The 11,499-nt window shown below is 39.9% G+C and carries 12 protein-coding genes; 10 read left to right on the top strand and 2 right to left on the bottom strand.

Annotation, left to right across the window (positions count from 1 at the left end):
• A complete protein-coding gene (gene ispH / locus ACMUMK_RS11545) occupies window positions 1-945 on the top strand; it encodes a 4-hydroxy-3-methylbut-2-enyl diphosphate reductase (RefSeq protein WP_414701258.1) in 945 nt (314 codons plus the stop codon).
• Here ispH and ACMUMK_RS11540 read toward each other — a convergent pair.
• Window positions 942-1,355, bottom strand: a complete 414-nt coding sequence (locus ACMUMK_RS11540; RefSeq protein ID WP_414701257.1) for a type IV pilin protein — start codon at window positions 1,353-1,355, stop codon at window positions 942-944. The two genes, ispH and ACMUMK_RS11540, sit on opposite strands and share 4 nt — an antisense overlap.
• 109 nt (window positions 1,356-1,464) lie before the next feature.
• Here ACMUMK_RS11540 and ACMUMK_RS11535 point away from each other — a divergent pair, with 109 nt between their 5' ends.
• The 9 genes from ACMUMK_RS11535 to ACMUMK_RS11495 all read left to right on the top strand — a co-directional run bounded on the left by ACMUMK_RS11535 (window position 1,465) and on the right by ACMUMK_RS11495 (window position 11,112).
• Window positions 1,465-1,983 (top strand): Tfp pilus assembly protein FimT/FimU, encoded by a 519-nt coding sequence (locus ACMUMK_RS11535; protein WP_414701256.1) that lies wholly within the window; start codon window positions 1,465-1,467, stop codon window positions 1,981-1,983.
• The gene (locus tag ACMUMK_RS11530) at window positions 1,977-2,606 is read left to right on the top strand and encodes a prepilin peptidase dependent protein B (protein ID WP_414701255.1); all 630 of its coding nucleotides are present in this window, start codon (window positions 1,977-1,979) and stop codon (window positions 2,604-2,606) included. Before ACMUMK_RS11535 ends, ACMUMK_RS11530 begins: the two co-directional genes overlap by 7 nt.
• Before the next feature lie 37 nt (window positions 2,607-2,643).
• Entirely contained in the window at window positions 2,644-3,714 is a 1,071-nt protein-coding gene (locus tag ACMUMK_RS11525; protein WP_414701254.1) for a hypothetical protein, read from the top strand.
• A gap of 8 nt (window positions 3,715-3,722) precedes the next feature.
• Window positions 3,723-4,289 carry a type IV pilus modification PilV family protein gene (locus tag ACMUMK_RS11520; RefSeq protein WP_414701253.1) on the top strand — a complete coding sequence of 189 codons (567 nt, stop codon included), beginning with the start codon at window positions 3,723-3,725 and terminating at the stop codon, window positions 4,287-4,289.
• 205 nt (window positions 4,290-4,494) lie between these two features.
• Window positions 4,495-5,109: a type IV pilus modification PilV family protein gene (locus tag ACMUMK_RS11515; protein WP_414701416.1), complete on the top strand. Its 615-nt coding sequence runs from the start codon at window positions 4,495-4,497 to the stop codon at window positions 5,107-5,109.
• The gene (locus tag ACMUMK_RS11510; RefSeq protein ID WP_414701252.1) at window positions 5,106-5,966 is read left to right on the top strand and encodes a PilW family protein; all 861 of its coding nucleotides are present in this window, start codon (window positions 5,106-5,108) and stop codon (window positions 5,964-5,966) included. The genes ACMUMK_RS11515 and ACMUMK_RS11510 overlap by 4 nt, the downstream gene beginning before the upstream one ends.
• A complete protein-coding gene (locus ACMUMK_RS11505) occupies window positions 5,963-6,544 on the top strand; it encodes a PilX N-terminal domain-containing pilus assembly protein (RefSeq protein WP_414701251.1) in 582 nt (193 codons plus the stop codon). The genes ACMUMK_RS11510 and ACMUMK_RS11505 overlap by 4 nt, the downstream gene beginning before the upstream one ends.
• Window positions 6,545-6,556: 12 nt before the next feature.
• Window positions 6,557-10,633 (top strand): PilC/PilY family type IV pilus protein, encoded by a 4,077-nt coding sequence (locus ACMUMK_RS11500; RefSeq protein WP_414701250.1) that lies wholly within the window; start codon window positions 6,557-6,559, stop codon window positions 10,631-10,633.
• Window positions 10,634-10,641: 8 nt separating this feature from the next.
• The gene (locus tag ACMUMK_RS11495; RefSeq protein ID WP_414701249.1) at window positions 10,642-11,112 is read left to right on the top strand and encodes a type IV pilin protein; all 471 of its coding nucleotides are present in this window, start codon (window positions 10,642-10,644) and stop codon (window positions 11,110-11,112) included.
• A 13-nt stretch (window positions 11,113-11,125) separates the two neighbouring features.
• On the opposite strand, the gene ACMUMK_RS11490 is transcribed toward ACMUMK_RS11495, so the two are convergent.
• Window positions 11,126-11,320 (bottom strand): YwbE family protein, encoded by a 195-nt coding sequence (locus tag ACMUMK_RS11490; protein ID WP_414701248.1) that lies wholly within the window; start codon window positions 11,318-11,320, stop codon window positions 11,126-11,128.
• Window positions 11,321-11,499 lie beyond the last annotated feature (179 nt).

Genomic DNA, 11,499 nt, shown 5'->3' with positions numbered 1-11,499 from the left:
ATGCACATTCATTTAGCTAATCCACGAGGGTTTTGCGCCGGTGTTGATAGAGCAATTACTATTGTTGAAAGAGCTCTAGAAATGTTTCCAGCACCGATATTTGTGCGCCACGAAGTGGTTCACAATAAATTTGTTGTTGACGGCTTGAAAGAGCGTGGCGCTGTGTTTGTTGATGAATTGTCTGAAGTACCTGATGACTGTATTGTTATTTTTTCTGCCCATGGTGTATCCCAAGCCGTGAGGGTAGAAGCTGCTTCAAGGGGCTTAAAAGTTTTTGATGCTACTTGCCCTTTGGTTACTAAAGTGCATATGGAAGTTATGCGAGCGAGTCAAAAAGGTATAGAGTGTATTTTAATTGGACATCATGGACACCCTGAGGTGGAGGGGACCATGGGGCAGTATGCAAACCCAGATGGTGGTATTTATCTAGTTGAGTCTGCTGCTGATGTGGCAGGTTTGCAGGTTAAAGATAAGTCTCAACTATACTATTGCAGTCAGACTACTTTGTCTGTTGATGATACTGCAGATGTCATTGATGCACTTAGAGCTAAGTTTCCCGCTATAGATGGACCTCGTAAAGATGATATTTGCTATGCCACTCAAAACCGTCAAGACTCGGTTCGAGAGCTGGCAGCTGATTGTGATTTATTGTTAGTGGTTGGAGCACAAAATAGCTCTAATTCAAATCGTTTACGAGAGTTGGCTGAGAAAATCGGCGCTAAAGCGCATTTAATTGCCGATGCCAATTGCATTCAAAAAGAATGGCTTGAGAACACTCAAAACATAGGTATTACTGCCGGTGCTTCTGCTCCTGAAGTGTTAGTTCAAGGTGTTGTCGACAGATTGAAAGAGTGGGGAGCAACCAGCGCAACTGAAAGAGCGGGTCGAGAAGAGAATATCGAATTTGCTGTACCTAAAGAGTTAAGAGTTAAACAAGTAATCTAAAAGCACTCCTCGGGTGTTTTTTGCATAGATTGATCAATACTAAAATTTAAACATTTAGTGTCTTCTTTTTGGCTGTTGATGGCGGTTGCAGTTAATTTATATTTTGTCGCAGATTCATTACTCACACTAAATTTATAATATTCACTAACTGGAAGGCTAAGCTCTGCAGTAGATGCGTAGCTAATGTTTTCCAATCTATACGCCTCTTGTTGGATTTTCAACTGTAATAACTGAGTTACCCCTTCACCTCTTCTAGAAGAGAGAATTTGGTTCTTAAATGAAGGGAAAACCAGCGTTGCCATTACCCCAATAATTGCCACAACAAACATAAGTTCTAGTAATGTCATGCCTATTGAGGTCGTTAAAAAGCTAGTTTTGGGAAGCTGATTATTTAGGTGATTTATGGACATTAGCGTTCCTTCGTTATGTCTTTTTTTTAGATTGGACTAAAATCTCAATTAATGGATTGATATAAATTATAGGCTTGTTTTACATAACTGCTAAGTACGGATACTTATTATGTTCAAATATCAGGGTTTAACACTTCTCGAGTTACTCGTTTCTCTTTCAATACTTACCTTGCTTGTGACCATTGGGGCGCCAAGTTTCAATAACACTCAAAAGAGCTTGCAGTTAAAAGGTGCAGCAGAGACTGCATATTTCGCATTTCAAAAAGCCCGCTCATTTGCCATCGCAAAAGGAGTAGATATCTCTATTTCCTTTAGAGAAGGAGATAAGTGGTGTATGGCCTTAAGTGAAGCTGGGGAATGTGATTGTTTAATTTTAAATCAGTGCTTAATTGATGAAGTTGATTATTCGGTCAAGGCTCATGACTTTGCTTTTATTACAATGGACCAGCTAAAGTTTGGAAAATTACACCTGACGACTTTTGACGGGGCCAGGGGGCTTTCTATAGGGAATGCGGGCTCGCTGGTGTTTTCAGATGGGATCAATAAGCTAAAGTTAATTTTAAGTAATATGGGAAGGGTACGAATATGCTCTGTGGATAACCATTGGGGAGGCTATAAGAAATGCTAAAACAAAGGTCAATTCAAAACGGCAGTAGTTTAGTGGAGTTAATGATTTCAATTGCCTTAGGGTTTGCCTCTATGACGGCTATGTCTTCACTGGTAGGGCATGGTATTGCCTTAAATAGCCAGTTGATGATTAAGTCTCGTTTGAACGCAGAAATAAATGCTGTGTTAGCCGTGCTCGGGCAAGACTTGGCAAGGGCAGGTTATCAAGCACTAACGAAAGAATTATTAGAAGATCCAATCAACTTTAGTAACCCCTTTCACCATTCGGTACGCTTTAAGCATTACGATAAAGAGCCTGCTAATAGCTGTATTACTTTTGCTTATGATAGGAATAAAAATGGTAAGTTGGATGTTGTAAATACTAATGAAAATTATGGATATCGCCTTAGAGATAATGCTATTGAAATGAGAATTGATGGCCTAGGCTGTGATAAAGCTGGATGGCAAGACTTAACTGACCCTTCACTCATTAAAATAAACACTCTGAGTTTTGTCTCACAAAAACTCAATACGCAATATATAGAACAAAATAGAGTGACTATTAAGATAGCTGCTGAACTGGTAAACGATCCTGATATTTCCTATAGCGCAGACATCATTGTCAGTATTAAGAATTATGATTAGTTACATCATGAGATCAGCAAAACAGCGGGGGGCCATCGTGTTATTAACCGTTACCTTGCTATTAGTTATCATAAGCTTAGTTACGCTCTACACTGGTAAGGTACAAAACTTTGAACATAAAATTATTGTTAATGAACAAAGCCAAATTTTAGCAAAAGCTAAATCAGAAGAAATTTTACTAAGAGTTATTGCACGTTTAAATACAGATAAAGCTCTGGTTAAGTCCATATCAAACACAGCGATTATCTCTGAAGCATATACCTCAGTTTACGGTAATGTAGAAGTACTCACTAATGGCAAAAAATTAATTACCTTGACTGCTAATGGCCAATCTCCAGATGGATTGGCAACGGCGCAAACCCGTGAGCAAGTCATGATTTATCCTATGGTGTTCAACTCTCCCATTTCACCAATAATTGTAAAAGGTGGGGTCACCAGTGAGGGAGAGCTTGAAGTTGTTGCTAACCCTGATGGGTTAGGTTCAGGGAAGCATTTGAGTATATGGTCTGATGCGTCTATTAGTTTCGTAACTAGTAAGCATCATACTTGTTTAAAAGCTGATTTTGATAAGGGTGATTGTTTAAATATGGCCCTTTCTAAAGAGTCAGGAAAATCCAATGATGTGATTGAGTCATCTGTTAATTTCCCTTCTAGTTTGTCTGAATACCTATTCAATATAGAGACTGAGGAACTCTCTGAATTAAAGTCAGAAGCTAAATTTGTATTTTCTGACTGCGAGCAACTAGACAACAAAAGCTATGGGGTTATTTGGATAGAAGGAGATTGCGAATTAGATTTTAATATTGAGGTGGGAAGTGTAACTAACCCTGTTGTACTAGTCGTGATGGATGGGCACATTAACTTTTTAGATAATTCTATCGTGAATGGTTTGGTTTGCTCCTTTCGCTCAAATGATTCTGGGATTAATTTAGTAGTAAACATGCATTCTGGAGCTTTTATTCGTGGAGCGCTGATATCAAATCACCCATTAGGTACCTATAACTCTGTTACTCGTGTGATTTACGAGCAGCAGGTAGCCAGTGCGTTAGTCGCAGCAGATAGCTTACAAATGTTAGCTAAAGTACCTGGCAGTTGGCATAATTTTTAGGGGGCTTAATGGGCATACGGAATGGTTTTTCGCTGGTGGAGGTATTGGTTGCTTCACTTGTGATAGTTATAGGCGTCACCGGTTACGTTAGCTTACAAAGTGAATATGTAGTTAATAATTCCAATTTACAATTACGCAAGGTGGCCACTCGACTTGCAGTAGATAAGTTGGCGGATTTGCAATTCTTTGAACAACTGAATGGCTCAGGCTTAAGTTATGTACATGTAAGTAATAATAAAGGAGGTGAAATCCCTTTTGGTAGTAGAGATGTTTTACTATCACCTAAAATGGGGCACAGCCACTCATTTACGACTAGTTGGCAAGTTATTGACTACTATTATATTGATAGTGATTTTGATGGGCTAGCCGACAAGTGGGTTCAAAGTAGCAGTATAGGCTTTCCACAGCCAGCCCCTCAGTTTCCTGATCTCAAAGCTACAAATGTTATTATCGACTGGATAGATTTAGCCGGGGAAAATAAAAATTTTGTTCTTTCAGGCGTGGTGATCCCAGTCCCAATGGCAAGGAGCTTTCATACATTATATGAGTCTTCAAGCTTACGTGCAGCCCCTTAAGTTTCTTTGGTATTCATGAATAATATACAAAGGTGCGTGATTGTTCTTGAGTCTGTAGATTTTTAATGCATCTAAATTTTATACCTTTCATTACCTCTTCATAACTTTTGTTCAAGATTATTTAGTTAATATGTATTAACGCAAGTTAACTAACCTAGTGTTTTTTTATTTTTAACCTTGAGAGTGGATTGTGAAATACAAACGAATGGCAAAGATTAAACAAACCCAATATGGCGTCGGTATGATCGAAGTACTGGTAACTTTGTTTATATTATCCGTTGGTTTATTGGGCGTAGCCTATTTACAATTTGTTGGATCTTTTACAAATTCAGAGGCCTTAAGCCGCTCGCAATCCGTTTTAGTCGCTCAGCAATTAACTGAAAGGTTGAGGGCAAATGCAACTTTTTCAGCTGTAGGGAATGGTTTAATCGTAGATAACACTTATTTTGATTCTGATATCTACAATTTTGCTACCCTGAGTTGTTCTTCTGGACTCCCCCATGAGTGTTATTGTCTCGAGAGACCTTCTGATATTCCTAATTGTAATACCACTAGTTGTAGTCAGGCAGAAGTGGCTGAGTTTGATGGTTATGAAGTGTCATGCTCTGCTGTTGCAGCAAACCCTGATTTAGAGATTTCTTTAAGTTGTGAAGACAATAACAATGGCGATACTGCGGCCTGCAGTGTTGGCTCTAAGCATGTTGTGAAGCTAACTTGGCCGGTTGAGAACTGGCAAAACATTGATCGCACCTTAAATAGTGATTGTAATACAGATAAAACCACCCCCCATGACTGTGTCATGATAGAGGTAACCCTGTGATAACTCATCGTCAACAAGCTGGTTTTAGTTTAATCGAGTTAATGATCGCGCTTGTTCTCGGGTTAATTATTTCTTCAGCTATTATCCAAATAATGATTAGTAATAATATGACTGAACGATTGAATAGGGCGGTGGGGTCGGCTCAAGAAAATGGTCGCTTTATTATCTCTAGAATGCGAAATGAGTTATTAATGACAGGACGTTATGACACCCTGCAGCCAACCTTAAATGCTGATGTAGACACTGTTGTAGAGTCCGCTTTTGTTCAGAATAACCCTGTGATTGCCGTTGGAGATTTTGTCACTGATGCAACCAAAGGCTCTAAAGAAGGCGCTAGCGGCGCAAATGATACATTAATGGTAGGCTTTCAAGGATTGCAAGATTGCCGAGCAAGTAAACATAGTTACTTAGCTGATGAAGAGTTTTATGTAGTAAATGAATATTTCGTCGAAAACAATATTCTTAAATGTAAAGGGTATGACGGTAGAGTGTTAAGAGGCCTTAAAAGCTCAGTAGCTACAGACGCTCCATACTCTATCTTGGATGATGTATATAGCTTTCAGGTTCAATATGGCGTCACCGATACTTTAGCTTCACAAGACAATACAGCACGACCAGTTAAGTTTATTGATGCTGATACCTTGGCTACTGAAAAAGCATCTGGAGCACAAGTGGTCGCTATTCGTTTGGCTATTTTATTGAAAGCCGATTCCGAAGTATTAATTGATCCCGTTCCTTCTTTTAAATTGTTTAGTGAGGAAGCAATACAGCCAACAGAGCAAAGGCTTTATAAACAATTTGAAACCACTATCACATTGCGTAACAGCAAAAACTTTATTCGAAGTAGAAATATATGAATTATGTACCTATAACAAAGCAAACTGGCATGGTAATGGTTTTTGCTCTTTTGATACTAATGAGCATGACCATTTTAGGTGTGTCCTCTGTATCAAGTAGTTTGATGCAAAGTAAAATGGCGTCATCAATGCAAAGTCGATCGTTGGCCTTTGATGCTGCAGAGTCAGCCATTGCTGGGGTGATGTTTGAGTCTGAAGATGAAGTTATTCTTAGTGATGATGATTTGAATGACCCTCTGTCGGATGCCCGTGCGGGAACCTTACTAGACTTAGAAGTACAAGAATTAAGTTGTTTTGAAGACGCAACATGGACAAATAGGCGCCTCACTAAAGATGGACTTACACAGGGGACACAACATACGGCTGAAGGTAATTATGCTGATACTCCTAAGGTTAATAGTTGGTCTAGAGCTGCTTTTGTGAGAGAGCAGCCTTGTGTAGGCTCTAGTAACGTTATAGGCGGCAGTAATATTAGTTGCCATGTATTTATTGTTAGAGGTTGCGGTCAGCTAGAAGATAGTAACTATGCCGTTGCCAATTCAGTAAACGCTTCTGTTTTTGCTCCGTCAACTAAATAAGTGAGAAACACCATGCCCGTTAATCATGCACTTAGGTTTTTACTGTTAATCAGTACCTTTTGTACATTTACCTCTTCAGCTGATGACTTAGAAATATACTTAGGTACTGCAGGAAGCGAAGTGACATATGATCCTAATGTCCTGTTTATAATGGACACATCTGGGAGTATGACAGGTAAAGATGGTACCAGTGAAACCAGAATGTTACGGGTGCAAAATGCCCTCAAAGAAACGCTTAATTCAGTTACAAATATCAACGCAGGTTTAATGCGTTTTTCTGACTATGGCGGTCCAGTTTTATATCCTGTTCGCCCCATAGATGACCCAGTATCTCCAGAAATAATCACCTCCATTATCCAAGGGACTGATGATGCTTACGAGCTGGCTTCTTATGTAAATACGACTAATGATGTTTTAAAAATGTCTGAAGGGCTAAATAAGGTTACTGTTGGTCTGAGATATCAAGAGCTAAATATCCCAGCGGGTGCAACTATTACTAATGCCTACATCCGTTTTAATTCCGAGAACTTTGATAGTAGTGCTACAAATTTAACTTTTAGTGGTGAGTTAACAGGGAACTCCACAACCTTTAGCTCTACTAACAATGATATCTCGGATAGACCTAAAACCAGTAACTCAGTGTTGTGGGAAACAGATAATGATTGGCCTCTTTCTGGGGAGACCATATCAACTCCTGATTTAAGTAGTGTCATTCAAGAAATTGTAGACCAGTCCAGTTGGTGTGGTGGTAATTCTTTAAATATTATCATTGAAGGGGAAGGGCTTACCTCAAGTAGTGCTAGGTTATCGACAGCTTTTGAAGAAGGTAATGGCTTAGGGCCACAATTAGTGGTTGTGTATGATGACGATACTGCAGTGGGCTGTGTCCGTGGTAGCTTGAGTTATCAAGTTGCGTCACAAAACAATAACGCTGAAGAGCGAAATGATGGTTATGAAGCAACAGGGACTGAGTTAACTTTAAGGTCCAGTTCTAACGCATACGCAGCCGTACGCTTTAATAACGTCACCTTACCTCAAGGTGCTAGCATCACTGATGCCTATTTAGAATTTACAGCCTACCAAAGCAGTAGCTCCAGTACCGCAAGTTTCAATATTTCAGGCGCAAATGAAGATGACCCAAGTAGCTTCAATAGCTACTCCCGATATTTGTTAAGAAACAAACCTAAAACTGCGTCTGTTGCATGGACCAATATCCCCAAGTGGACGAAAAATTATACTTATCAAAGCCCCTCTGTTGCTTCAATTGTTGAGTCAATTGTAGGCCGTTCAGGGTGGGAATCAGGTAATGACATGATGTTTATCTTTTCTGACTTCGTTGGAACTAGGGGGGCATATACTTACAATGGAAAACCCTCTGGAACTGTAAGCCTGGTTGTTGAGTACGAGGGTGCTGCAACACCAGGTAGCACATCCACCGTTAGAGAATACTTGATTAGTCAGGTTGATGCACTGGCTGCTAGTGGCTTTACGCCTATTGTTGATACCTTATACGAAGCCGCTAGTTATTATGGTGGATTGGATGTTTACTACGGCTTAACGAGGGGGCAAAGTGGCGTTTCAACCACAGTTAGAAAAAACACCCGTGTAAGTCATCGTCTTTCATATATAGGTAGCGATTCGGTATTACCAAATGGCTGTACCGAAGATAACTTAAGTAGCAGCAACTGTGTGAATGAATATATCCCAAGTGGAGCACAGTACATCAGCCCAGTTGTTGATAAGGTGTGTCAAACCAATAATCATATAGTGTTACTTTCTGATGGTGTGGCCAACTATAACCATAGTGTGTCTGAGATTGAGTCATTGTTAGGGCAGTCATGCTCTGGAAGTGGCGGAGAAAAGTGTGGTGTTGATCTAGTAAAAAATATTGGGGATGGTGACGACTCTGAAATTGATACTCGAGTGTTTACTCATACCATTGGTTTTGCTGCAAGTAATACGGCAAATGACTTTTTAAGTGACCTCGCCCTAAATGGCAATGGTGACTTTTATACCGCTGATAACACTGAAGATCTCGTGACTGTTTTCCAGTCCATTCTAAAAACCGTTAAAGATGTAAATGCTACTTTTGTATCACCAGGTGTTGCAGTAAACCAATTGAATAGGTTGACCCATAACGATGAATTATATTTTGCTTTGTTCAAACCTGCTGAAGGCTCGCTTTGGCCAGGAAATGTTAAGCGTTATCGCTTAGATGGCTCAGACATACTAGATAAAAATGGATTAAACGCAGTTGATAGTGTTACCGGATTTTTTACTGATAGCTCACATAGTTACTGGTCTTTATTAGAAGATGGCAATGATGTTCGTGAAGGTGGGGCTGCTGGGCAAATGGACCTACCGAGAAACGTTTATACCTTTACTGATACGGGTACCATTATGAAAACGGGTAACGAATTAGATGAGGACAATAGTGATATTACTATTGATGACTTAGCGGTAGGTTCGACAGCTGAGCCTAGTGCCACAAGAGAAGTACTTCTAAAGTGGGCCCGTGGCGTAGATATTAAAGATGACGATAATGATGGAAGTACATCAGATGCTCGTTTATCTATGGGTGACCCTATCCATTCGCAACCAGTAATCGTCAACTATTCAACCACAGATAGTGCTGTTTTAGTGGCCACCAATCATGGTTTCTTGCACTCATTTGATCCAGATACCGGTGAAGAGAACTTTGCCATTATACCTAAAGAGTTACTGGTTAATTTGTACGATCTATACCAAGACTCATCTAGCTTTAGTCATATTTATGGATTAGACGGAGATATGGTTTTACGCACAGAAGGTTCTAATATTTACTTGTATGTAGGCATGCGCCGCGGCGGTGACAACTATTATGCTTTTGATATTACGAATAAATCGTCTCCAAAATTATTGTTCAAAATAGATGGTGGCCAGGGAGACTTTGCTAAGTTAGGGCAAACTTGGTCTAAGCCAACGGTTACCCAAATTAAAGTTGGAAATACCACCAAAAACGTTCTTATATTTGGCGGCGGCTACGATGAAGCTCAGGATAATAAATCACTACGAAGTGCAGATTCTGTAGGTAATGCAGTGTTTATCGTAGATGCAGATACTGGAGATTTAATTTGGTCTGCAGGAAAAGATGATGCCGATCTTATCTTAGAAGATATGCAATATAGTATCCCTGCAAGAATTTCAGTTATTGACAGGAATAATGACGGCTTAGCGGATCATATGTATGTAGTGGATACAGGCGGTCAGTTATTTAGATTAGATATTATGAATGGCGAGTCTGTGAGTGACTTGGTAACAGGGAGTCTTTTGGCTGACTTCGGTGGTGATAGTGAAAGCGAAAACAGACGCTTCTATTACGGCCCAGATGTCGCTGAGATAAACGTCGCTACAGATTTATACTATGCAGTAACCCTAGGCTCTGGTTACCGTGCTCACCCGTTAGATGACGTGATCAACGATCACTTCTACATGGTAAAAGACACGGGTATATTTAATTTTGATGAAAATGGAAATTATACCTACCCAAATAATACCCTTGGGCTGGCTGATTTATACGACGCCACAGACCATTTACTATCTTCTTCAGACTCAACTGCAAAGGAGTTAGCGCTTGAGGCATTTGCAGACGCTGATGGTTGGTATATTCGTCTCGACTCAGGTGGAGAAAAAGTACTGGCATCGCCATTGATACTTGATTACCAAGTTATTTTTACCACCTATTTACCGGCTACTGCTAATGAGAGCTCCTGTGCACCACCTACTGGTAATAGCCGTGCTTACTTGGTTGAGCTGATTACTGGTAATGCAGTGGTAGACCTTGATGACAATACCTACACTGAGCACGAAGATAGATACGCTTTATTGAAGCAAACTGGTATTGCTCCGGAAACAAAAATACTGATTGAAGATATTATTAATCCAGTTATTTGTTTAGGAACCGAGTGTGCCTCAACGGTTATAGAGTTAGATGAAGACGGCGATAAGGTAGAGTGTGGCTCTGACTTTGAATGCTTGGCAGAAAATATTTACAGCAACTTTGAAAGAGTTCAGCAAAGCAGCTGGAGAACTGAGACAGAGAGAGAATGATGACAACAATGAAAGTAAAGAACGGATCGAAAACTGAAGGTTTCACTTTAGTAGAATTAATGATTACAGTTGCCATTGTTGGGATCATTACTGCTATTGCATTCCCAAGCTATCAAGGTTTTATAAAAAGTACTAACAGAGGGGCTGCGCAGGCTGATTTAATGAGTCTTGCTTCAGCACTAGAAAGGCACAAGGCTGCGTCATTTACTTACAAAGCAGCAGCTGAGTCGTCTGCAGATACAGGTAAGCCAGATATTTTTCATAAACACTCTCCATCTAACGAACCTTATGCTGACCGTCAGTATGACTTATACATTAGTGAAGCTAGTGGTAGCGCCTATGTTATCGAAGCAAGACCTTTAACAGGAAGCCAGCAAGCTACAGACGGCAAGCTAGCATTTTATAGCGATGGCAGAAGAGCTTGGGACGAAAATAACAATGGTTCTATTGGCAGCGACGAGTATTGTTGGAATTGCTAACCTCGACAGCTAGCTAGCTGTCGAGCGCTTTTACTCGGCCAACAGTGCCATCTTCTAGTTTGACCTTTATTCCATGTGGGTGCTCAGGGGACTTAGTAAATATCCTCTGCACCACCCCTTGAGTTAACTCTCCAGAGCTTTGATGGTGTTTCTGTACTACTGATACAGTGGCACCAATTTTTATATTTCTTCGTAAAGTACCGCTCATTTTATTTCCTATTTAGCATATTTAATCACTCTTGGGCTCACTAAACCGAGCTCGCTTTCTTTAATTTTTGGCGGTATACAGCTATCAAATTCGCCAATGATGATTAATGTTCATGAGTTGATGAAATTAAATCGTTTTTATTCATGTAAACATCCAAGTATAAAACATACTAACAGATT

It is taken from the genome of Paraglaciecola sp. 2405UD69-4, assembly GCF_047525415.1.
GTDB lineage: Bacteria > Pseudomonadota > Gammaproteobacteria > Enterobacterales > Alteromonadaceae > Paraglaciecola.
Note: the sequence above shows the minus strand (reverse complement) of the source record. Positions and strands in the feature narration are given on the sequence as shown.

Coding starts and splice junctions, on each gene's coding strand:
- ACMUMK_RS11540 (WP_414701257.1), bottom strand. CDS start 1,355: ATGTCCATAAATCACCTAAATAATCAGCTTCCCAAAACTAGCTTTTTA.
- ACMUMK_RS11495 (WP_414701249.1), top strand. CDS start 10,642: ATGAAAGTAAAGAACGGATCGAAAACTGAAGGTTTCACTTTAGTAGAA.
- ACMUMK_RS11515 (WP_414701416.1), top strand. CDS start 4,495: ATGGCAAAGATTAAACAAACCCAATATGGCGTCGGTATGATCGAAGTA.
- ACMUMK_RS11535 (WP_414701256.1), top strand. CDS start 1,465: ATGTTCAAATATCAGGGTTTAACACTTCTCGAGTTACTCGTTTCTCTT.
- ACMUMK_RS11500 (WP_414701250.1), top strand. CDS start 6,557: ATGCCCGTTAATCATGCACTTAGGTTTTTACTGTTAATCAGTACCTTT.
- ACMUMK_RS11530 (WP_414701255.1), top strand. CDS start 1,977: ATGCTAAAACAAAGGTCAATTCAAAACGGCAGTAGTTTAGTGGAGTTA.
- ACMUMK_RS11520 (WP_414701253.1), top strand. CDS start 3,723: ATGGGCATACGGAATGGTTTTTCGCTGGTGGAGGTATTGGTTGCTTCA.
- ispH (WP_414701258.1), top strand. CDS start 1: ATGCACATTCATTTAGCTAATCCACGAGGGTTTTGCGCCGGTGTTGAT.
- ACMUMK_RS11505 (WP_414701251.1), top strand. CDS start 5,963: ATGAATTATGTACCTATAACAAAGCAAACTGGCATGGTAATGGTTTTT.
- ACMUMK_RS11490 (WP_414701248.1), bottom strand. CDS start 11,320: ATGAGCGGTACTTTACGAAGAAATATAAAAATTGGTGCCACTGTATCA.